Origin of the sequence: Micromonospora sp. NPDC048999 (genome assembly GCF_040649295.1) — a bacterium.
In the GTDB taxonomy this organism is placed as follows: Bacteria; Actinomycetota; Actinomycetes; order Mycobacteriales; family Micromonosporaceae; genus Micromonospora.
Map to the genome: position 1 here is coordinate 163,868 of NZ_JBEZFI010000001.1, position 20,587 is coordinate 184,454.

General features: G+C 72.6%; 22 protein-coding genes. 9 read left to right on the top strand and 13 right to left on the bottom strand.

What is annotated here, in order from left to right:
• Nucleotides 1-10 precede the first annotated feature (10 nt).
• Entirely contained in the window at nucleotides 11-880 is an 870-nt protein-coding gene (locus AB0C02_RS00800) for a PhzF family phenazine biosynthesis protein (RefSeq protein WP_357539693.1), read from the bottom strand.
• Nucleotides 881-1,005: 125 nt separating this feature from the next.
• Between AB0C02_RS00800 and AB0C02_RS00805 the strand changes: the two genes are divergently transcribed.
• Nucleotides 1,006-2,151, top strand: coding sequence for an Mrp/NBP35 family ATP-binding protein (locus AB0C02_RS00805; RefSeq protein WP_357539695.1), 1,146 nt, complete (start codon nucleotides 1,006-1,008; stop codon nucleotides 2,149-2,151).
• A 15-nt stretch (nucleotides 2,152-2,166) separates the two neighbouring features.
• Here the strand turns inward: AB0C02_RS00805 and AB0C02_RS00810 are convergent, their stop codons facing one another.
• Both AB0C02_RS00810 and AB0C02_RS00815 read right to left on the bottom strand, forming a co-directional pair.
• Entirely contained in the window at nucleotides 2,167-2,595 is a 429-nt protein-coding gene (locus AB0C02_RS00810) for a preprotein translocase subunit TatB (protein WP_357539697.1), read from the bottom strand.
• A 71-nt stretch (nucleotides 2,596-2,666) separates the two neighbouring features.
• Nucleotides 2,667-3,962, bottom strand: coding sequence for a trypsin-like peptidase domain-containing protein (locus tag AB0C02_RS00815; RefSeq protein ID WP_357539699.1), 1,296 nt, complete (start codon nucleotides 3,960-3,962; stop codon nucleotides 2,667-2,669).
• A 227-nt stretch (nucleotides 3,963-4,189) separates the two neighbouring features.
• On the opposite strand from AB0C02_RS00815, the gene AB0C02_RS00820 reads away from it, so the two are divergent.
• Entirely contained in the window at nucleotides 4,190-4,840 is a 651-nt protein-coding gene (locus AB0C02_RS00820) for an O-methyltransferase (RefSeq protein ID WP_357540960.1), read from the top strand.
• A 67-nt stretch (nucleotides 4,841-4,907) separates the two neighbouring features.
• Here the strand turns inward: AB0C02_RS00820 and AB0C02_RS00825 are convergent, their stop codons facing one another.
• Together AB0C02_RS00825 and AB0C02_RS00830 are read right to left on the bottom strand one after the other, a co-directional pair.
• Nucleotides 4,908-6,368 carry a leucyl aminopeptidase gene (locus tag AB0C02_RS00825; RefSeq protein WP_357539701.1) on the bottom strand — a complete coding sequence of 487 codons (1,461 nt, stop codon included), beginning with the start codon at nucleotides 6,366-6,368 and terminating at the stop codon, nucleotides 4,908-4,910.
• Between the two features lie 144 nt (nucleotides 6,369-6,512).
• The gene (locus AB0C02_RS00830; RefSeq protein WP_203990634.1) at nucleotides 6,513-6,680 is read right to left on the bottom strand and encodes a DUF3117 domain-containing protein; all 168 of its coding nucleotides are present in this window, start codon (nucleotides 6,678-6,680) and stop codon (nucleotides 6,513-6,515) included.
• A 190-nt stretch (nucleotides 6,681-6,870) separates the two neighbouring features.
• Here AB0C02_RS00830 and AB0C02_RS00835 point away from each other — a divergent pair, with 190 nt between their 5' ends.
• Nucleotides 6,871-7,689 (top strand): PaaX family transcriptional regulator C-terminal domain-containing protein, encoded by an 819-nt coding sequence (locus AB0C02_RS00835; RefSeq protein ID WP_357539702.1) that lies wholly within the window; start codon nucleotides 6,871-6,873, stop codon nucleotides 7,687-7,689.
• Nucleotides 7,690-7,692: 3 nt separating this feature from the next.
• Nucleotides 7,693-8,484 (top strand): enoyl-CoA hydratase-related protein, encoded by a 792-nt coding sequence (locus AB0C02_RS00840; RefSeq protein WP_357539704.1) that lies wholly within the window; start codon nucleotides 7,693-7,695, stop codon nucleotides 8,482-8,484.
• 15 nt (nucleotides 8,485-8,499) lie between these two features.
• Here AB0C02_RS00840 and AB0C02_RS00845 read toward each other — a convergent pair whose 3' ends face one another.
• From AB0C02_RS00845 to AB0C02_RS00860, 4 genes are all read right to left on the bottom strand, one after another.
• Nucleotides 8,500-9,123, bottom strand: coding sequence for a hypothetical protein (locus AB0C02_RS00845; protein WP_357539706.1), 624 nt, complete (start codon nucleotides 9,121-9,123; stop codon nucleotides 8,500-8,502).
• Between the two features lie 61 nt (nucleotides 9,124-9,184).
• Entirely contained in the window at nucleotides 9,185-9,769 is a 585-nt protein-coding gene (locus AB0C02_RS00850; protein WP_357539708.1) for a DNA-3-methyladenine glycosylase I, read from the bottom strand.
• A 48-nt stretch (nucleotides 9,770-9,817) separates the two neighbouring features.
• Nucleotides 9,818-10,312 carry an SRPBCC family protein gene (locus AB0C02_RS00855; RefSeq protein WP_357539710.1) on the bottom strand — a complete coding sequence of 165 codons (495 nt, stop codon included), beginning with the start codon at nucleotides 10,310-10,312 and terminating at the stop codon, nucleotides 9,818-9,820.
• Nucleotides 10,309-10,974: a DivIVA domain-containing protein gene (locus AB0C02_RS00860; protein ID WP_357539712.1), complete on the bottom strand. Its 666-nt coding sequence runs from the start codon at nucleotides 10,972-10,974 to the stop codon at nucleotides 10,309-10,311. Before AB0C02_RS00860 ends, AB0C02_RS00855 begins: the two co-directional genes overlap by 4 nt.
• Nucleotides 10,975-11,123: 149 nt before the next feature.
• Between AB0C02_RS00860 and folP the strand changes: the two genes are divergently transcribed.
• Nucleotides 11,124-11,993: a dihydropteroate synthase gene (gene folP, locus AB0C02_RS00865; RefSeq protein ID WP_357539714.1), complete on the top strand. Its 870-nt coding sequence runs from the start codon at nucleotides 11,124-11,126 to the stop codon at nucleotides 11,991-11,993.
• A 12-nt stretch (nucleotides 11,994-12,005) separates the two neighbouring features.
• Here the strand turns inward: folP and ndhC are convergent, their stop codons facing one another.
• Nucleotides 12,006-12,383, bottom strand: a complete 378-nt coding sequence (gene ndhC / locus AB0C02_RS00870; RefSeq protein WP_357539716.1) for an NADH-quinone oxidoreductase subunit A — start codon at nucleotides 12,381-12,383, stop codon at nucleotides 12,006-12,008.
• Nucleotides 12,384-12,715: 332 nt separating this feature from the next.
• On the opposite strand from ndhC, the gene AB0C02_RS00875 reads away from it, so the two are divergent.
• Together AB0C02_RS00875 and AB0C02_RS00880 are read left to right on the top strand one after the other, a co-directional pair.
• Nucleotides 12,716-14,563 carry a 2-oxoacid:acceptor oxidoreductase subunit alpha gene (locus tag AB0C02_RS00875; RefSeq protein ID WP_357539718.1) on the top strand — a complete coding sequence of 616 codons (1,848 nt, stop codon included), beginning with the start codon at nucleotides 12,716-12,718 and terminating at the stop codon, nucleotides 14,561-14,563.
• A complete protein-coding gene (locus tag AB0C02_RS00880) occupies nucleotides 14,556-15,590 on the top strand; it encodes a 2-oxoacid:ferredoxin oxidoreductase subunit beta (protein ID WP_357539720.1) in 1,035 nt (344 codons plus the stop codon). Before AB0C02_RS00875 ends, AB0C02_RS00880 begins: the two co-directional genes overlap by 8 nt.
• 111 nt (nucleotides 15,591-15,701) lie before the next feature.
• On the opposite strand, the gene AB0C02_RS00885 is transcribed toward AB0C02_RS00880, so the two are convergent.
• Complete coding sequence (locus AB0C02_RS00885) at nucleotides 15,702-16,718, bottom strand: potassium channel family protein (RefSeq protein ID WP_357539722.1); 1,017 nt, start codon at nucleotides 16,716-16,718, stop codon at nucleotides 15,702-15,704.
• A 147-nt stretch (nucleotides 16,719-16,865) separates the two neighbouring features.
• Here AB0C02_RS00885 and AB0C02_RS00890 point away from each other — a divergent pair, with 147 nt between their 5' ends.
• Both AB0C02_RS00890 and AB0C02_RS00895 read left to right on the top strand, forming a co-directional pair.
• Complete coding sequence (locus AB0C02_RS00890) at nucleotides 16,866-17,450, top strand: helix-turn-helix transcriptional regulator (protein ID WP_357539724.1); 585 nt, start codon at nucleotides 16,866-16,868, stop codon at nucleotides 17,448-17,450.
• A 126-nt stretch (nucleotides 17,451-17,576) separates the two neighbouring features.
• Nucleotides 17,577-18,170 (top strand): ATP-dependent Clp protease proteolytic subunit, encoded by a 594-nt coding sequence (locus AB0C02_RS00895; RefSeq protein WP_357539726.1) that lies wholly within the window; start codon nucleotides 17,577-17,579, stop codon nucleotides 18,168-18,170.
• Between the two features lie 50 nt (nucleotides 18,171-18,220).
• Here AB0C02_RS00895 and AB0C02_RS00900 read toward each other — a convergent pair whose 3' ends face one another.
• Together AB0C02_RS00900 and AB0C02_RS00905 are read right to left on the bottom strand one after the other, a co-directional pair.
• Nucleotides 18,221-20,014, bottom strand: coding sequence for an adenylyl cyclase (locus tag AB0C02_RS00900; RefSeq protein WP_357539728.1), 1,794 nt, complete (start codon nucleotides 20,012-20,014; stop codon nucleotides 18,221-18,223).
• 125 nt (nucleotides 20,015-20,139) lie between these two features.
• Nucleotides 20,140-20,493 carry a helix-turn-helix domain-containing protein gene (locus tag AB0C02_RS00905; RefSeq protein ID WP_357539730.1) on the bottom strand — a complete coding sequence of 118 codons (354 nt, stop codon included), beginning with the start codon at nucleotides 20,491-20,493 and terminating at the stop codon, nucleotides 20,140-20,142.
• Nucleotides 20,494-20,587 lie beyond the last annotated feature (94 nt).

Below are 20,587 nucleotides of genomic sequence, written 5' to 3' on the forward strand. Positions count from 1 at the left end.
CTTACCGCGCTCAGCCCAGGAAGGGTGGGACGGCGATCTCGCCGCGGGCCACCGGCATCACCTGGCCGGAGACCGTCGCGCCCACGGCCACTCCGTCGGCCGCGGTGACCGTGCAGGCCAGCGAGGACGGCCGGTTGATCTCGATGCCCTGGCGTACCGCGTACTCCGAGCGGCCGTCGCCGGGCAGCAGCCCACTGGCGACCAGCCAGACCCCGAGACCGAGGGCGGCCGAGCCGGTCGCCGGGTCCTCCGGCACGCCGAGCCCCGGCACGAAGACCCGGGCGTGCGCGGTGTGCGTGGCTGCGTCCCAGGAGAAGACGCTGACGTGTTCCACGCCGTACCGCTCGGCCGTCACCGGGTTCACCTTGGCCCGGGCCACCGCGTCGGGGCGTACCGGAAGGTAGGGGAACTCCAGGCCGCAGCCGGCGACCCGGGGTGCCGGGCCGGCGTGGTCGGCGGCGGCGAGCCCGGCCATCTCCAGCAGCGGCTCCGGGTCGAGTTCTGGGCCGAGCGTGGGCGCTCCGCCGGTGAGGGTCGCTCCGGTCGCGGTCACCTCGATCGGCAGCACTCCGGCGCCGCACTCCTGGGTGACCGTGCCCGCCTCGAACATCCCACGACGGCTGGCGGTCACTGCGGCGCCCACACTCGGGTGCCCGGCGAACGGCAGTTCCTCGACCGGCGTGAAGATCCTCGCTCGGTACGTCGCACCGACCTGGGTCGGCGGCAGCACGAACACCGTCTCCGACAGGTTGAACTCCAGCGCGAGCGACTGCATCTGTTCGGTGGCGAGCCCTTCCGCGCCGAACACCACGGCCAGCGGGTTGCCGGCGAACGGGCGGTCGGTGAAGACGTCCACGATCTCGTAGGCCAAGGTCGACATGGTGGTAACACTAGGCCTTGGGCTCCTGCCGTGAGCACGCCGAACCTCGGTGTCGGAGCCAACGACCCGCTCACACCGGCCCCACCAGCGGCGGTCACCGATGACCAGCGACGTAGCATTGCGGCATGTCAGCACCCGTCAGCACCATCTCCGACGCGGTACAGGCCGCCCTGGCCACCGTCAACGACCCGGAGATCCGTCGGCCGATCACCGAACTCGGCATGGTCCGTTCCGCCGAGATCGGCGAGGACGGCGTCGTCCGGGTCGAGTTGCTGCTCACCGTGGCCGGTTGCCCGCTGAAGGACAAGCTGCGTAGCGACATCACCGCCGCCGTGGGCGCGGTGCCCGGCGTGGCCGGCGTCGAGATCGAGTTCGGCGTGATGAGCCCGGAGCAGCGCCAGCAGCTGCAGGCCACGCTGCGCGGCGGCGCTACCGCCGAGCCGGTGATCCCGTTCGCGCAGCCCGGCTCCCGCACCCGGGTGTACGCGGTCGCCAGCGGCAAGGGTGGCGTCGGCAAGTCGAGCGTCACGGTCAACCTGGCCGCCGCGCTGGCGGCCCGCGGCCTGTCGGTCGGTGTGGTCGACGCGGACATCTACGGCCACTCGGTGCCCCGGATGCTCGGCGCCGAGGGCGCCCCGACCCGGGTCGAGGACATGATCATGCCGCCGCAGGCGCACGGCGTGAAGGTGATCTCGATCGGCATGTTCACCCCGGGCAACGCGGCCGTGGTCTGGCGCGGCCCGATGCTGCACCGGGCACTGCAGCAGTTCCTCGCCGACGTCTACTGGGGCGACCTGGACGTGCTCCTGCTGGACCTGCCCCCGGGCACCGGCGACATCGCGATCTCGGTGGCCCAGCTGCTGCCGAACGCGGAGATCCTGGTCGTCACCACCCCGCAGGCCGCCGCCGCCGAGGTGGCCGAGCGGGCCGGCGCGATCTCGCTGCAGACCCACCAGCGGGTGGTCGGCGTGATCGAGAACATGTCGTGGCTGGAGCTGCCGGACGGCTCGCGGATGGAGGTCTTCGGGGCCGGTGGCGGCGAGGCGGTCGCCGAGTCGCTGACCCGGACCATCGGCGCGCAGGTGCCGGTGCTGGGGCAGATCCCGCTGGACACCCGCGTCCGTGAGGGCGGCGACGCCGGCACCCCGATCGTGCTGGCCCAGCCGGACGCCCCCGCCGCCAAGGCCCTGATGCAGGTCGCCGACCGCCTCGCCGTCCGCCGCGAGTCCCTCCTCGGCAAGCCCCTCGGCCTCAAGCCCAGCGCCCGCTGACCCCCCCGGGGGGGGTCAGGTGGCGTCGTCGTAGTTGGGGCGGGGCGCGGGGGCGGGAGACGGGGTGCCGCCGGTCGCGGTGAGCGGGCGGGTGTCGCTGGTACGCGGGTCGGCCGCCTTGGCGACGCCCTTCAGGTCCTCCTGCACACCGGTGAGGTCCGAGCGCAGGTCGTCGTACATGCTCTGCAGCGGCTTCCGGATGGCCTGCTCGTCCTCCTCGCTAAGCAGGTGCTTGCGGATGAACGCCTTCGGGTGCAGGTCCTCCAGCTGGATGTCGGTGCCCAGCTCGCGGCTCAGGTCGCCGGTGGCGTTGCGGGCCATGGCGCGCAGGTTACGCACCATCCGGAGAGCATCGCTGATCACGTTGGGCAGCCGGTCCCCGAAGATCAGCAGCGCCAAAAGCAGCAGCGCACCGATCTCCCACCAGTTGAGGTTCTCGAACACACCGGCCTCCTCGTCCGTGTCACGGCAAGACTACGCACGCCACGGGGCCGATCGGGAGGGGTGTGGGCCGCTCACTTCGCGTCTGCGGCGAGGGTCACCGAGGTGTTCTGCCGGGTTGTGCCCCGCTGGTACTCCACCGCCACCACCGAGCCCGGGGCGTATTTGCGGACCAATGCCACCAGATCGGTCGGGTCGGCCATCGGGTGCCCGTTGAGCCGGAGCACCACGTCCCCGGTGCGCAGCCCGGCCGCCGCCGCCGGCCCGGACGGATCGACGGTGCCCAGGCGTACGCCCCCGCCCGTCACGCCGGTGCCGCCCACCTGGACGCCGATCACCGTACGCCGGGCCTTGCCGCTGCCGATGATGTCCTGGGCGACCCGCTTGGCCTGGTTGATCGGGATGGCGAAGGCGAGCCCGATGTTGCCGGCCTCCTGCCCGTCGGCGACCAGTGACTTGATGGTGGAGTTCACCCCGACCACCCGCCCGGCGCCGTCGACCAGCGGGCCGCCGGAGTTGCCGTGGTTGACCGCCGCGTCGGTCTGGATCGCCGCGTAGTAGCGCGTCGGGCCGCCCGGCTCGCTGGCCTGCATGGTCCGGTCCAGGGCGCTGACGATGCCGGCGGTGACGGTGTTCGCCAGCGAGAGCGGCGAACCGATGGCGAGCACCGGGTCGCCGACGGCGAGCGCGTCCGAGTCGCCGAACTCCACCGGCCGCAGCCCGCTGCGCGCCGCCTTGATCACCGCGAGGTCCGACTCCGGGTCCTGGCCGACCACCGTGCCCGACGCCGAACTGCCGTCGTTGAAGATCACCGTGACCTTGCCGGTGCCGCCGGAGACCACGTGGTCGTTGGTGACGATGTGCCCCTCGGTGCTGACCACGAAGCCCGACCCCTCGCTGATGCCACCCAGGCTGGCCACCCGGACGGTCACCACGCTGGGCAGGACCTTCTCGGCGACGCCGGCCAGCGACTCGGGCTTGCGCTGGGCGAGCGCCGGGGCCTGCGCCGACTGCGCGCCGAGGCTGGGCACGCCGGGGCCGCCGCGCAGCAGGGCGTACGTCAGGGCGCTGCCGAGCGAGCCGGCGAGCAGGGCCGTGATCAGCGAGGCCAGCACGACCTGCCGCAGCCAGGGCCGGACCGGCGCGTCCGGATCGCTGACCGGTTCGGGTTCGCTGCCACCGTCGGCCGGGGCGGCGGAAACCACCACCGCGGCGGGCGCGTACGGATCGCGCCACGGGTCGGCGAGCGCGTCGGACCACCAGGGTGCGGGCGCGTCGCCCCCGGTGCCCTGCGACGGGCTCCCGGGCACCGGCGCTTCCGCCGCTGTCGGGGTCCCGCCGGGCCGGCGCCAGTCCCAGCCGTCGGTCACGTCGTGCCTCCCAGTCCCTCCCGCGGGTCCCGCGCCGGGGCCGGCGGAGCCGGCCGAACGTGCCACCCGGGACACCGTCCAGGATTGCACGGATGCCCGAATCGGGGTCATGGGTTGCCCGGCCGTGATCGTCTCGAACCGACTCGCGGCTGCGCTCGTCAGGTCCCACCTCTAGGCTCATACGTCAACAACCCCTCAGTTCCACTCCCGCCGCCCGGAGGTGCCCCATCGCCACGGTCGCCAGTTCCGGCAACTCGACGGCCCAGGCGCTCCAGTTCGCCGAGGCGTACGTCACCGAAGATCTCGTCCTGCGCACGGCCCGCAGTCTCGCCCACGAGGTGGGCGTGGACGCGGTGACGCCCGGGGCCGGGGCCGCGTTGCGGCTGCTCGCCGCCGCCGGAAACGCCCGCGCGGTGGTGGAGATCGGCACCGGCACCGGAGTCAGCGGTGTCTGGCTGCTGCGCGGCATGCGCCCCGACGGGGTGCTCACCACCATCGACCTGGAGGTGGAGCACCAGCGGATCGCCCGGCGCATCTTCGTGGAGGCCGGCTTCCCGCCGGGGCGTACCCGGATCATCACGGGCCGGGCCTTCGACGTGCTGCCGCGGCTCGCGGACGGCGCCTACGACCTGGTCTTCGTCGACGCGGAGGCGACCGGCTTCACCGCCTGCGTGGAGGCCGCGCTGCGGCTGCTGCGGCCCGGCGGGGTGCTCGCGCTCAACGGCGCCTTCGCCGGCGGCCGGATCGGCGACCCGGCCGCGCGCGACGTGGACACGGTCACCGTCCGGGAGACCATCAAGGCGATCCGGGAGTCGGAGCACTGGGTCCCCGCCCTGCTGCCGGTCGGGCACGGCCTGCTCGCCGCCGTCCGGAGCTGACCTCTGACCAGCCGGCGCCGGGCGACGGCGCCAGGTCGCGGCGCGGCGTCGTCGCCGGCCGGCCCGGTCAGCCCAACGTCGCCAGCCAGCGCAGCAGCCCGCGTACGCCCCAGCCGGTGGCGCCCCGGGTCAGCTCGGCGTGCTCGTCCTCGGACCAGGACGGGGCGGACATGTCCACATGCACCCAGCGCTCCCGCAGGTCACCGGTGAACTCGCGGAGGTAGAGCGCGGCCACCACCGAGCCGGCGCCCCGGTCCGGGGAGCTGTGCAGATCAGCCACCTCGCTGCCCAGGTACTCGACGTAGTCGGTGGGCAGCGGCATCCGCCAGGCGTGCTCGCCGGCCGCTTCGACGGCGGTCAGCAGGTCGGTCGCGAGCTGGTCGTTGTCGCTGTAGAGGGCGGCGTGTCGCTTGCCCAGCGCGACCGCGTTGGCACCGGTGAGGGTGGCCAGGTCGACCAGCAGGTCGGGCCGCAGCTCGCGCGCCGCGTACGCCATCGCGTCGGCGAGCACCAGCCGCCCCTCGGCGTCGGAGTTGGTGCTTTCGCTGGTCAGGCCGCCGTAGTGGCGGATGACGTCGCCGGGGCGGAACGCCGAGCCGCTGACCATGTTCTCGGCCAGCGGCGCGAGCGTGGTGACCCGCACCGGCAGCCGCAGCGCGGCGGCGCCCAGGGTCGCGGCGACCACCGCGGCGGCGCCGGCCATGTCCTTGCGCATCAGCTTCATGGCGGGCACCGGCTTGATGGAGATGCCGCCGGTGTCGAAGGTGATCCCCTTGCCGACCAGCACCACGTGGGTACGCGCGTCCGCCGGCCGCCAGTCCAGCTCGACGAGGCGGGGGCCGCTGGCCGAGCCGCCACCGACGGCGAGGATGCCGCCGAAGCCCTCGGCCGCCAGCTCCTCGGGCTCGCGGACCCGCAGGTGCAGGTCCGGGTGGGCGGCCGTGGCAGCCTCGACCTGGGCGGCGAACCAGGCCGGGTTCTTGGTCGACGAGGGGGTGTTGGTCAGGTCGCGGGCCAGTCGGGTCATCTCGGCGGTGGCCCGGGCCGTCGCCAGGGTCGCCTCGAGCGCGCCCGGGTCGGCCACCACGACGTCCACCTCGGCCAGCGCGGGTGCCGCGCCGGCCTCGGTCAGTCGGAACCGGTACGACCCCAGCAGCAGCCCCTCGACCAGGCCGCGCAGCGCCGTGTCACCGTCGGCCGGCAGCGCCACTGTGATGTAAATCTCATCTTTGGCGGACCGGGCCAGTGCCGCTCCCGCCCTTCGCCACGCGTGTTCGTCGCCCGCGCCGACGCCGAGCAGGACCAGGCGCGACGGCGTACCGGCGGGGCGCAGTTGCGCCCAAACCTCGCCGGCGTCGCCGGTCAGCCGGGCGGCGGGCAGGAGCGCGGTGGCCTCGGCCCGGACGTCGTCGGCGGGCGGCGAGGCGGTGGGGACCAGGGCGGCCGGGGCGTCCGGCCCTTCGGGACGAACGGGCAGGACGAGGGTGTCGAGCCGTACGGGCTCGCTCACCAGACGAATGGCCAGCACGCTGGACCGCACCTCCGAAAGTTCGCAGAGCGGGACCAGTCGCCGCTCTCTGGGCCCACGAAGTTCCTGAGCCACCGGCGGAGCCGGTGGCTCAGGAACGGACGAACCGTTCGCGCGGCGCGCGCCGCGCGGAGCGCTTCTCGATCAGCCGACGGCCGCCTTCAGCGCGTCACCGAGCGCGGTGGCCTCGTCGGGAGTCATCTCGACGACGAGCCGGCCACCACCCTCCAGCGGGACCCGCATGACGATGCCCCGGCCCTCCTTGGTGACTTCCAGCGGACCGTCGCCCGTCCGCGGCTTCATCGCCGCCATGTCGTCTCCCCTCAGACCTACACCAGGGTCGGTGGGTTGCCCCACAGCCACTTCGCCACAACCACCCGCAACCGTCGCGGGGGCGTCGCCCAACGATTTTCCCTGATGAACACCGCCGGACCCAAACCGAAGCAGCTTTGATGTAACAGCACCTAGCATATCTTGGATAGGCCTGTCACAATGTGCGGTCATGCAGGCACGGTCGGCACTCTTCGACCTGTACGGCGACCACCTCCGAGCCAGGGGTGGGCGGGCACCGGTCGCTGCCCTGGTCAAGCTGCTGGCGCCGTTGGGGATCGCCCCTCCGGCGGTACGCACCGCAGTCTCCCGGATGGTCCGACAGGGTTGGCTCGAACCGCTCCGGCTCGCCACCGGACCGGGATATTCGATCACACCGAAAGCGGCCCGACGACTCGACGAGGCGGCGGCCCGGATCTACCGCACCGGCCGGCACAGCTGGGACGGCCGGTTCGACCTACTGGTGCTGGAGGCCGCCGCCTCCCGACGGGACCGACAACGGCTCGCCGCCAACCTGACCTACCTCGGCTACGGCACGCTCGACGACTGCACCTGGGTGGCCACCCGGCCCGGCGAGGACGTGGACATCCTGCTCGCCGAGGCGGGCGTGCGCTACGAGCGGTTCACCGCCGCCCACGCCGCCGGCACCCCCGGCGCGATCAGGGTGGTCCGCCGCGCCTGGAACCTCGCCGAGATCGGCCGGGCGTACGAGCGGTTCGTCGCCGAGCAGAAGCGGCTGCTGTCCGGGGTCACCGGGCGCAGCAGCGACGAGGACGCGTACGCGGCCCGGTTCCGGCTCGTACACGCGTGGCGTACCTTCCTCTTCCGGGACCCGCAGCTGCCCTCGGCGCTGCTGCCCGAACGTTGGCCGGGCAGCAGCGCGGCCAGCTTCTTCGACCGGCACGCGGCCCGGCTGCGACCGGCCGCCGACCGCTACGTCGAGCAGTGCCTCGACGGCAACCACCGCCCTGCCCGACAGAAGGGTCGTTAGAACGTGACCGAGCCGCTGCTCGTCGACCGCACCGACGCCGTCGTCACCCTGACGCTCAACCGCCCGACGGCGATGAACTCGCTCGACGTCGCGCTCAAGGAAGCGCTCCGCGACACCCTGGCCGAGCTGGAGAACGACCCGTCCTGCCGGGCGGTCGTGCTGGCCGGCGCGGGCGGCTCGTTCAGCGCCGGGCAGGACCTGCGGGAGCACGTGCAGAGCCTGGAGGCCGCCGACGCGGACCCGCTGAGCACCGTTCGGGCCCACTACAACCCGATCGCCGCCCGGCTGGCCAACCTGCCCAAGCCGGTGATCGCCGCGGTCCGGGGCATGGCCGCCGGGGCCGGCGCCTCGCTGGCGTTCCTCGCCGACTTCCGGATCGGCGGCCCGAAGACGAGGTTCCTGATGGCCTTCGCCGGGGTCGGGCTCGCCGCCGACACCGGCGCCTCCTGGACGCTGCCCCGGCTGGTCGGCCACGCCAAGGCCGTCGAGCTGCTGATGCTCGCCGAGCCGGTGGGCGCCGAGGAGGCCTCCCGGCTCGGCCTGCTCACCAGGCTGGTGGCCGACGACGAGCAGGTGCTGCCGACCGCGCAGGAACTCGCCGCCCGGCTCGCCGCCGGCCCGACCGTCGCGTACGGGGAGATCAAGCGCCAGCTCTCCGTCGCCGAAGCCGGCACGCTCGCCGACGCGCTCGCCGCCGAGGCGCAGGCGCAGTCGACCTGCGGCGCCACCGTCGACCACCGGGCATCCACCATGGCGTTCGTCAACAAGCAGAAGCCGACCTTCGAGGGCCGCTGACCGGGGCGGCGAGGATCAGTCGTCCTCTTCCGGATCCTGGTTGGCCTCGGCCCCGAGCACGAAAGCCTGCATGGCCAGCTCGTCGCCGGTAGGCGAGACGAAGGCGGGCAGCTCCCGGGGGCCCAGCTCCTGCACGTACGACCAGAAGATCCGGACCGCCTCGGCGGGTGAGGCCGCCTCGATCGGCAGGTCGAGGCTGACCAGCCAGGACCGGCGGGCCGGGGGCGGGCCGAGCCGGTCGGCCAGCCCCCGCCAGAGCGCCGGGTCGAGCCGGGTCACCGGCCCGTCGAGGGCCAGGCCGTCGACCGGCACCGGCTCGTCGAGCAACCGCCGGGTGTACGACACCGCCAGCACCCCCGGGCCGGCCTCGGACTGCGGATCGTCCGGATCCTCCCGGGTCTCCCCGGTGGCCAGGGCGACCCGACCGAGGGCCACCAGCCGCAACGGCTCGTCGACCAGCACCGCGACCAGGTCACCCGGCCGGGGCCGGGCAACGTCGTCGAGCCCGGTCAGCTCCAGCGTGTCGTGGTGCACCAGCCGCTCGGCCTCGTACCGCTCGGCGGGCAGCAGCACCGCCCAGGCGCCGGGCCCGTCCGACGGCTCGATGGTCCCGCTCGTCCGAAGGTCGGTGTCGGTCATGGCCCCATCCCATCACGCCCGGCCGGGGCAGCTCCCGGCACGTCCGCAGGCCCCGCCCGGCTCACGCCCGTGCCGGCCCGGCGGCGACGTGGCAGCCGGCGAGGTGGTCGTCGACCATGCCGGTGGCCTGCATCAGCGCGTACGCGGTGGTCGGTCCGACGAACCGGAAGCCGCGCTTCTTGAGCGCCTTGGCCAACGCGGTGGAGTCCGGAGTGAGCGCCGGCACCTCGGCGAATGATCGCGGCCGGGCCGGCCGGGGCGACGGCGCGTACGACCAGAGCAGCGCGGAGAGGCCGTCGGGCAACTCCAGGGCGGCGCGGGCGTTGGCGATGGCCGCCTCGATCTTGGCCCGATTGCGCACGATCCCCGCATCGGCGAGCAGCCGGGCGACGTCGGCCTCGCCGTAGCCGGCGACCTTCTCGATCCGGAACTCGTCGAAGGCGAGCCGGAACGCCGGACGCTTGCGGAGAATGGTCAGCCAGGACAGGCCGGACTGGAACGCCTCCAGGGTCAGCCGCTCGTAGAGCGCGTCGTCGCCGCGCAGCGGTCGGCCCCACTCCCGGTCGTGGTAGACGGCATAGTCGGGGGTGCTCGCCCCCCAGGCGCAGCGGGGCAGCCCGTCGGCGCCCGTAACCAGGTCAGTCACGGCGTACACGGTAGGCCTGCCCACCGACAGCGGGTCGCGCCCCGCCGGTCAGGGCAGCCGGCCCTGCTCCACCAGCCGGGCGAACTTCTTCAACGCCTGGGTGAGGCCGAACTTCGAGCCGGGCCAGACCACCGGCCGGGCCACCCGGCCGGCGGTCCCGCCGGGCAGGTGGAACCACTCGTGCCAGACCACCTGGGTCCGGTCCCGTTCGACCGGGGTGCAGCGCAGCACGCCGGGGCCGCGCAGCAGCTTGCCGCAGTGCACCACCCCGACCTCGTACGGGGCGTCCACCCGGACCACCCGTATCTCGTCCCGCAGCACGGCTGGGCCGAGCGTGGTGACCGCCTCGACCAGGCTCCCCTCGCCGCCATCCCCCTCGACCACCCGGACGGTGGTGAACGGAATCCAGTCGGACTGTCGCTCCCAGGCGGTCAGCGCGGCGAAGACCCGCTCGGCGCGCGCGTTGACGATCACCGTCGCGGTGACCTCCCCGGCGCCGGGCCGGGCCGCCTCGGCGAAGCCGTCGCCCTCCGGGCCGGTCACGCCGACTCCGACCGGACCACCCCACCGCGCTCTCGGTCGCCGTCGGCGTCCGCGTCATCGAGGTCAACGTCGGTGGCCTCCGGGGCGCTGGGCTCGGTGGCCGAGGCCGGCGGACGCAGGGAGAGCGGCCGGTCGGCCGGCTCCCGGTCGACCGGCCCGGCGACCGGGGCGAGCGGACCGGCCGGCGCCTTCTCGTCCTCGACGGCGGCCGCGGCCGGCGCGGCGGCCACCCCGGCCTCGTCGGCCGCCTCGACCTCGTCGGCCGGGCGGTCGGCGTCAGGTCGGTCGGCCGTCGGGGCGGCCCCGGCGGACTCCTCCCTGGTGCGGCGCAGCGCCTCGGCCTCCTCGGCCCGCCCCTCGCGGAGCGCGGCGACCTCGGCCTCCAGCACGCCGATCAGCTCGGCCTTGTAGCCGATGTCGTACGCGGCCCGCCGCATCGCCTGGTCGACCTGGGCCATCCGGTAGCCGCGCAACGCGGTGTCGAAGCGCACCTCGCCGACGTCCGACTCGTGCAGCGGACGGCTGCCCGGCAAGGGCACGGCCCGTCCGTCCGGCTCGACGGGCACCAGGCCCGGATCGCGCCCGGACACCAGCACCGTCACTCCGAACACCACCGCCGCGACAGTCAGCCCGACGACCAAGAGGAGCAGAACCTGACCCATGGACAGATCGTGGCATGCGCGCCGGCATCGGGCGAGCCCTCCAAGCGCTTCGATGATGATTCGACGCCCCGGCGTACCGGGCGGGCCGGCCGGGGCGGGACCGGATAGCGTCGGGGGCGGCGGGCGGCGGGCGGATATCAGGAGGCGGCATGACCGGGGCGCTACGGCTCGGCGGGCGGACGTTCTCCCCCGGTGAGCTGATGGTTATGGCGATCGTCAACCGCACGCCGGACTCGTTCTTCGACCGGGGCGCCACCTTCGCTCAGGACAGCGCGCTGCGCGCGGTGGAGCGGGCGGTGGCCGAGGGCGCGGAGATCATCGACATCGGCGGGGTCAAGGCCGGGCCGGGCGACGAGGTGGACGTGGCCGAGGAGATCCGGCGGACGGTGGACACCATCGCCGCGGTCCGGGCCGCCTTCCCCGATGTGATCATCTCGATCGACACCTGGCGGGCCGAGGTGGCGGTGGAGGCGGTGGCGGCCGGCGCCGACCTGCTCAACGACACCTGGTCGGGGGCGGATCCCGCGCTGGCGCGGGTCGCCGCGGCGACCGGCGCCGGGCTGGTCTGCTCGCACGCGGGCGGCCTCGCGCCGCGGACCCGACCACACCGGGCCGCGTTCGACGACGTGGTGGCCGACGTGGTCGCCACGGTGACCGGGCTCGCCGAGCGCGCGGTCGCCCTCGGCGTACGCCCGGACGGGATCCTGATCGACCCGGCGCACGACTTCGGCAAGAACACCCGGCACTCGCTGGAGATCACCCGGCGGCTGGCCGAACTCGCCGACACCGGGTGGCCGCTGCTGGTCGCCCTGTCGAACAAGGACTTCATCGGCGAGACGCTGGACCTGCCGGTACCGGACCGGTTGGAGGGCACGCTGGCCGCCACCGCCGTGTCGGCCTGGCTGGGCGCCCGGGTGTTCCGCGCCCACCAGGTCCGCGAGACCCGACGGGTGCTGGACATGGTGGCGTCGATCAAGGGGGACCGGCCACCGGCGCTGACCCGCCGCGGCCTGGCCTGAGCCGTCGGGTTGTCAGGCCCAGCGGAGGACGTTCTTGCGCCAGGCGTAGAGGATGCCCAGCGCCACCACGGCGACGAAGACCGCCATCTCCACCACGGTGGTCGCGCCGAACCCGGGCCGGGCGAAGACCAGCGCCCAGGGGAAGAGGAAGACCGCCTCCACCGCGAAGAGCACGTACAGGTAGGCGTAGACGTAGTAGCGGATCTGCATCTGCGCCCAGTCGCCGCCGACCGGGTCGATGCCGCACTCGTAGCCGGCCCGCTTGCCCCACGGGTCGGCCGGGCGGCCGGGACGTAGCAACCGGTTGGCCGAGAACGCCGTCACGAAGAAGAGCACGGCGGCAAGCAGCAGGAGACCGAGCGTGGCGTACGAGCCGAGGTAATCGGTCACGGCCGGCAGCCTACCGGCCCGGCGGTCCGGTCACCGACGCGTGGCCCGCGCCGCCCTTCTCCGATCGTGCGGTGATGTGAATTACCGAGCAGCGGCACCAAGCGTCACAAAGACGGGCATACAGTGACCTGATCGGGTCCCATACGTCGGACCTCGACCAAGGTTGCCCTAAGGGGCCGACGTAGGCTCTGACGTGAGAATTGAAGCGGGCCGGGCCCCGGGGACGGCCGGCCGGCAACAGCGCGTCTAGGAGGGCACGTGGCTGGGCAAGGCGGGGTCACCATCATGTTCAGCCGCCCCTGCGACGGCGCTGAGCGAAGCGAGGTGCGGGCGTGACCAAGCAGATCCGTCAGCTGGACCGGGTGGTGATCCGGTTCGCCGGTGACTCGGGTGACGGCATGCAGCTCACCGGTGACCGATTCACGTCGGAGACGGCCCAGTTGGGCAACGACATCTCCACGTTGCCCAACTTCCCGGCGGAGATTCGGGCCCCTGCCGGCACATTGCCGGGCGTGTCGAGTTTCCAGGTGCACTTCGCCGACTACGACATCCTCACCCCGGGCGACGCGCCGAACGTGCTGGTCGCGATGAACCCGGCGGCGTTGAAGGCCAACCTGACGGATCTGCCGCGCGGGGCGGACATCATCGTCAACACCGATGAGTTCACCAAGCGGAACCTGACCAAGGTCGGCTACACGTCCAGCCCGCTGGAGGACGGTTCCCTCGACGGATACGTCGTGCACCCGGTCGCGTTGACCTCGATGACGATCGGCGCCCTGGCCGAACACGAGGTGTCCAAGAAGGACGCCGAGCGGGCCAAGAACATGTTCGCGCTCGGCCTGCTGTCGTGGATGTACTCGCGGCCGTACGAGTCGACGCTGCGCTTCCTGGAGCGCAAGTTCGCCGCCCGCCCGGAGCTGGTCGCGGCGAACGTGGCCGCGTTCCGGGCCGGTTGGAACTTCGGCGAGACCACCGAGGACTTCTCCGTCCGGTACGAGGTGAAGCCGGCGCGGATGCTGCCGGGCACCTACCGGAACATCACCGGCAACCAGGCGCTGTCGCTGGGTCTGGTGGCCGCGGGGGTGCGCTCGGGGCTGCCGGTGTTCCTCGGGGCGTATCCGATCACCCCGGCGTCGGACATCCTGCACGAGCTGAGCAAGCACAAGCGCTTCGGCGTGATCACGATGCAGGCCGAGGACGAGATCGCCGCCGTGGGTGCCGCGTTGGGCGCCTCCTACGGCGGCTCCCTGGGGGTGACCACCACGAGCGGCCCGGGCGTGGCGCTCAAGAGTGAGACCATCTCCCTGGCGGTGGCGTTGGAGCTGCCGCTGCTGATCGTGGACGTGCAGCGGGCCGGCCCGTCGACGGGCATGCCGACCAAGACCGAGCAGGCCGACCTGAACATGGCCCTGTACGGCCGGCACGGTGAGGCCCCGGTCGCGGTGATCGCCCCCCGCTCCCCGTCGGACTGCTTCTACGCCGCGCTGGAGGCGGCGCGGATCGCGCTGACCTACCGCACCCCGGTGATCCTGCTGTCCGACAACTACGTCGCCAACGGCTCGGAGCCGTGGCTGCTGCCCGACGTGGCGTCCCTGCCGGATCTGCGGGTGGAGTTCGCCACCGCCCCCAACGGCGAGGACGGCACCACGTTCCTGCCGTATCTGCGGGATCCGCAGACCCTCGCGCGCCCGTGGGCGGTCCCGGGCACCGCCGGGCTGGAGCACCGCATCGGCGGCCTGGAGAAGGCCGACAAGACCGGTGACATCTCCTACGACCCGGCCAACCACGACTTCATGGTCCGCACCCGCGCGGCGCGCATCGAGACGATCCCGGTGCCGGACGTGGAGGTGGAGGACCCCGACGGTGACGCCCGGGTGCTGGTGCTCGGCTGGGGCTCCACCTACGGGCCGATCGGCGCGGCCTGCCGCAGCCTGCGCCAGCGTGGTCTGCCCGTCGCGCAGGCCCACCTGCGGCATCTGGCGCCGATGCCGGCCAACCTGGGCGAGGTGCTGCGCGCCTACGACCGGGTGGTCATCCCCGAGATGAACCTCGGCCAGCTCGCCCACGTGATCCGGGCGAAGTACCTGGTCGACGCGATCGGCTACAACCAGGTCCGCGGCCTGCCGTTCACCGCCGCCGAGCTGGAGACGATGCTGGAAGAGGTCTGCAAGAATGTCTGAGCCCGTCGCCCTCAAGCTCACCGCCAAGGACTTCAAGTCCGACCAGGAAGTGCGCTGGTGCCCCGGCTGCGGCGACTACGCCATCCTCGCAGCCGTCCAGGGCTTCATGCCGGAGCTGAACATCCCGCGCGAGCGGATCGTGTTCATCTCCGGGATCGGCTGCTCGTCGCGTTTCCCGTACTACATGAACACCTACGGGATGCACTCCATCCACGGCCGCGCCCCGGCGATCGCCACCGGCCTGTCCGCCACCCGGCCCGACCTGTCCGTGTGGGTCGTCACCGGCGACGGCGACGCCCTGTCCATCGGCGGCAACCACCTCATCCACGCGCTGCGCCGCAACGTCAACCTCAAGATCCTGCTGTTCAACAACCGGATCTACGGCCTGACCAAGGGGCAGTACTCACCGACCTCCGAGGTCGGCAAGATCACCAAGTCGACCCCGGTCGGCTCGGCGGACGCCCCGTTCAACCCCCTGTCCCTGGCGCTCGGCGCAGAGGCCACCTTCGTCGCCCGCACCATCGACTCCGACCGCAAGCACCTGCAGTCGGTGCTGCGGGCCGCCGCCGAACACCAGGGCTCCGCGTTCGTGGAGATCTACCAGAACTGCAACATCTTCAACGACGGCGCCTTCGACCCGCTCAAGGAGCCGGCCACCCGCGACGACTACCTGGTCCGGCTGGAGCACGGCCAACCGATCACGTTCGGCAAGGACGGCCAGCACTGCGTCGTACACCCGCCGGGCGGCTTCGGGCTGGAGGTACGCGACACCGCCACCACCCCGGCCGACCAGATCGTGGTCCACGACGCGGGCGTGACCGACCCGGCGTACGCGTTCGCCCTGTCCCGCCTGCCCGACCTGGACCTGCGGAACACCCCCATCGGCGTGTTCCGCTCCGTCACCCGCCCCACCTACGACAACGCGGTGCAGGAGCAGGTCGCCGCCGCCAAGGCGAAGACCGACGAAACCCCCGAGCAGCAACTCGCCGGCCTCCTCGCCACCGGCGACACCTGGACGATCGACTAGCGTCCGGTTCACCCGCCAAGATCCGCGCACTTGTGGGGAAGTTGCTGTGTCCCGGCACCGGGAGGCGGCAACTTCCCCGAAGTTGCGGGGGCACCGCCCCGAACGGGCGGCTCAGATCGAGACAGCGGGCGTGGAGCGGTCGTCGCGCACGTAGACGAGCATGTCGCCGGTCTCGATCTCGGCACCGGCCTGGTCGGTGAGCGTCACCACCCGGCCCCGGCGGACCAGGGCGATGACCAGTGAGTCCAGCTCGCGCGGCGACCGGCCCACCTCGTCGCGGTCGGCCGAGCGCATGGCCAGCGCCATGCCCTGCCCCGGGGTGAGCAGATCCTCCACCACCTCGATCAGCGGCGGGGCGGAGGTGGAGAGGCCGAGCAGCCGGCCGGCGGTCGCCGAGGAGACGATCACGTGGTGCGCGCCGCTCTGCTTGAGCAGCGGCGCGTTCTCCGCCTCACGTACGGCGGCGATGATCCGGACCTGACCGGCGGTGAGCTGCCGGGTGGTGAGCGCCACCATCACGGACGAGTCGTCACTGTCGGTCGCGATGATCACCGCCTTGGCCGTCCGCACGTGTGCCTCCTCCAGCACCGCCGAGCGGGTCGCCGAGCCCTCGACGGTGACCAGCCCGGCCGAGGTGGCCTGCCGCAGCGCGGTGCCGTTCCGCTCCACCACCACGATCCGGGACTTGTCCGTCCCGTTCTCCAGCAGCGCGGAGACGGCGCTGCGCCCCTTGGTGCCGTAGCCGCAGATGATCACGTGGTCCTTCACGGTCTTCCTCCAGCGGATCAGGCGACGACCGTTCCGGTACTGGTCAGTCAGGACTTCCAGGGTGGTACCGACCAGGATGACCAGGAAGAGCACCCGGGCCGGAGCGACGAACAGCACGTTGACCAGCCGCGCCAACTGGCTGGCCGGGGTGACATCCCCGTAGCCGGTGGTGGAGAGCGAGACCACCGAGTAGTAGAAGCAGTCGAGGAGAGTCAGCCCGCCCTCGTTGTTGCCGTCGTGGTAGCCGTCCCGGCCGAACCAGACCACCGCCACCGTGGCGCAGACCAGGGCCAGCGCGCTGAGCAGGCGCAGACTGAGCGCACTCAACGGCGCCCGCCGGTGCGCCGGAAAATGGATCACCGTCAGCCCCGCCCCACCGCCGTCGCCGCCTGCACGTGCACAACATAGCCCCTACGTCGCTGCCCGCCCTCTCGGGTCGGGTTCCCTCCCGGGCGGTCGGACGGGGCATGATGGGGGGCGTCGGGCCGACGACCGCGAGGAGGCCGCATGTCGTTGCTGCGACGGGTGATCGGCGGGGTGCTCCGCCGGGTACGCCTGCGGCAGGGCCGCACGCTGCGCGAGGTCGCCCAGGCGGCCGGCGTCTCGCTGCCGTACCTCTCGGAGGTGGAGCGCGGGCGCAAGGAGGCCTCCTCGGAGGTGCTGGCGGCGATCTGCCGCGCCCTCGGCATCCACCTCTCCGACCTGCTGGAGGAGGCCCGCGACGAGCTGCGCCGAGCCGAGCGGCGGGCGCCGGTGGCCTCCGGGCCGGCGCTGGCCCGGCTGGAGCGGGCGCCGGCGGCGCGTGGCGCGCGTACCGGCCCGCAACTGCGGGTCGGCGGTGGGCCGCGGCTGCACGTCACCCGGCGTCCCACCACCCCGACCCCGCTGCTCGGCGGGGCGCTGCGGCTGCCGGCCACCGCGCCGACACCCGTCGGCCCGGAGATCGGGTACGCGTCGCCGACGATCTTCGGTACGGGCACCCGGATCTGGCTGATCCCGTCCGCGCCGGCCGTGCGCCGTCGTCCGCGTACCTCGGTCATGCTGGCCCGGCAACGCGCCCGAGCCGGCCGGCGACGGCTGACCGCCGCGTAGTTCTGCCCACGGCGGATCTGCCGGCGGCAGAAGCGCTGGTCCCAGGACTGCCGGCCGCCGCAGGCTGGAGACCGCCGGTTGCCGGGCGGTCCGTCGCCCACCGGCGGCACGGAGGGTGGTCAGGTCATGGGGTACGGCATCTGGATGTTGGACGGCGGGCAGCCGTCCTTCGGCGACCAGGTCTTTGAGCGGCTGCTCAAGGAGCGCATCATCTTCCTCGGCACCGAGGTCACCGACGCCTCGGCCAACCAGATCTGCGCGCAGATCCTGCTGCTCGCCGCCGAGGACCCGGAACGGGACATCTTCCTGTACGTCAACTCGCCGGGCGGCTCGGTCAGCGCCGGAATGGCGGTCTACGACACCATGCGCTACGTCAAGAACGACGTGGCGACCCTGGCGCTCGGGCTGGCCGGCTCGATGGGGCAGTTCCTGCTCTGCGCCGGGGCGGCCGGCAAACGCTTCGCGCTCCCCCACTCGCGGATCATGATGCACCAGCCGTCCGGCGGGATGGGTGGCACGGCCGCCGACATCACCATCCAGGCGGAGAACATGCTGCACGTGAAGCGGACCATGCAGGAGTTGACCGCCCAGCACAGCGGGCACACGGTGGACGAGATCCAGCGGGACTGGGACCGGGACCGTTGGTTCACCGCCGAGCAGGCCCGCGACTACGGCCTGATCGACCAGGTCATCACCCGCGCCGAGCAGCTTCCGGCCTGAGGGTGCGGGACCGGCCGGCAGGATGCTCCCGCCGGCCGCCCGCGCTCGTCTCAGGGGTAGCTGATCAACGCGCTGGTGCCGTACGAACCGACGACCGGGGTGCCGGCCTCGTTGATGGTGCGCTCGATGCCGCCGCTGCCGTCGAGGAAGACGGTGACCGCGTCGTGGAAGCGCACCCCGGCTCGGCGGGGCGCCTCGATCGCCCGGTCGCAGCGGATGTCCACCTTCTGGTTGAAATACGAGTAGACGCCGAGGCCCCACGCCTCGTGCTCGCGGACGTGGTCGGCGACCTTGTAAGACGCCCAGCCCTTGCCGGTCGGGCTGCGCCAGGCGGCCTGGCTCGGTGGGTCGTAGGGCAGTTCGCTCTGGTAGAAGATGGTCCGCCCGCGCTCGCCGTTCCAGACGGTCTGCCACCGCTGGTAGTGCTCGACGAAGAGCCCGTACGCGGTCACGTCGTCACCGTTGACCACCACGCCGGTCTCGGCGGTGTTGACGGTCCAGCCGATGGTGCCCGGCCTGCCGTGGTCACCGCGCCAGGCCCAGATGTTGTCGATCAGGGTGTGCCGGCTGTTGACCACCAGGCTGGTGGCCGCCCGACCCGCGTACGGGCCGCCGATCCGGAAGAAGACGTCCTGGAGCGAGATCGGGTTGGCAGCGTGCGACCGGTTGCTGTTGCGCTTGCCGACCTCGACCAGCACCTCCGACTCGACCGGCCCGGCGTCGACCAGCACCCCGGCGACGCGTACGCCGTCCACGTCCTCGATGCACAGCGCCGCGTCGCCGGTGGTCGGGGCGAGGCTGGGCATGCCGAGGCCGAGTACGACGGTGTCGGGGTGCTTGACCCGCAGCGCCCGGTCGAGGTGGTAGACGCCCGGGGTGAGCAGCAGGTGCCGGCCCGGGGTCAGCTCCTGGTTGATCCGCTTCGCCGAGTCGGTGGGTTTGGCGATGAAGAAGTCGGTCAACGGCAGCGACGGCACCGACCGGGCGTTCGCGCCCCAGGTGGTGCCGGCGCTGTCGCGGCGCAGCCCGGGCACGGCCACCCGCCACCGGCCCGCGCCGTCGACGAAGAGGTACGGCTTCTCCCGGGTGACCGGGCTGGTCGCCAGCGTGGTGTACGGCGGATCCGGGAAGCCCTGCCCGGGCGCGCCGATCACCCCGGAGAAGACCTGGTTCCACACCCCGTTGGTCCAGTCGCCGCCGAGTTCGCTGTCCCGGGTCAGCCACTGCTGCTGGGAGCCGTTGATGGTGATGCCATCCACTTTGGAGTCGGCCAGGTAGCCGCCGCTGGAGTAGCCGCCGTTGCCCGGCTCCAGCCAGAGAATGCCCTTGATGTGCACCCGGCGCATCGGGGACGCCTGGGAGACCGCCCACTGGTTCGACCAGTCGGTCGGGGTGACGGCGAGGTTCTCCGCCGAACGCCAGAAGTTGGTGAGCGCGGAGATCCCGGCCGCCGAGTTCGGGTCGGGCTGGCCGACAACCCGCACCGCGCCGTGGATGTCCACGTCGTCCGGGTGGGCGCCGAGGCCTGCGACGGTGGTGTAGTAGCCGAGCTTCGCGTCGACCTCGTACCGGCCGGGCTTGAAGAGTACGGCGTACCGGTTGGCGCCCATCTCGTTGTGTTCCTGCGCGGCGAAGATCTGGTCCAGGTTGGACTGGATCTGCGCGGCCGGGGTGGACGGGCCGTACACGAAGACGTTCGGGCCAAGGTCGGGGTCGGTGGTGTCGGGGCGGGGGGCGGGCGCGGCGGCGGCCGGGAGGGCGGGAAGCCCGACGGCGGTGAGCGACGCGGCCGAGGCGGCGGTGACGGTGAGGAAGCGGCGGCGGGAGCGGTCGAGTGATCTCATCTGCCTGCCTGTCGATGGGGACTGGGACGGCGGCCACCGAGCGCCAGGAGAACGCTCTCCGGCCGGTTGCCCTGTTCCTACTCCATCGACGCCCATCGCGCCAGGGACCGCCGGTTCCGGAACCGTCAGCGGCCGTCGTAGCGGGCGCGGGCGGCCTCGACCTCGGCCAGGTGGGTGGTGGCCCATGCTTCCAGGCCCGCGACCAGGTCGAGCAGGCTGCGGCCGAGGTCGGTGAGCGCGTAGTCGACCCGAGGCGGCACGCTGGCGTGCACGGTACGGGTGACGATGCCGTCGCGCTCCAGGCCGCGCAGGGTCTGGGTGAGCATCTTCTGGCTGATGCCGTCGACCCGCTCGGCCAGCTCGCCGTAGCGCTTGTCGCCGCCGGCGAGGGTGAGCACGATCAGCACGCTCCAGCGGTCGCCGATCCGGTCGAGGACCTTCCGGCTGCCGCAGTTCCGGTTGAACGGGTCTGCCTGCACGGCTTCACTCTCTCTCAGTGCGTATCGAACTTCAAGGTGCCTACTCTCCAACGGGAAGTAAAGCCATGGTGTTCCCGTTGCTGTGCGAAGACAG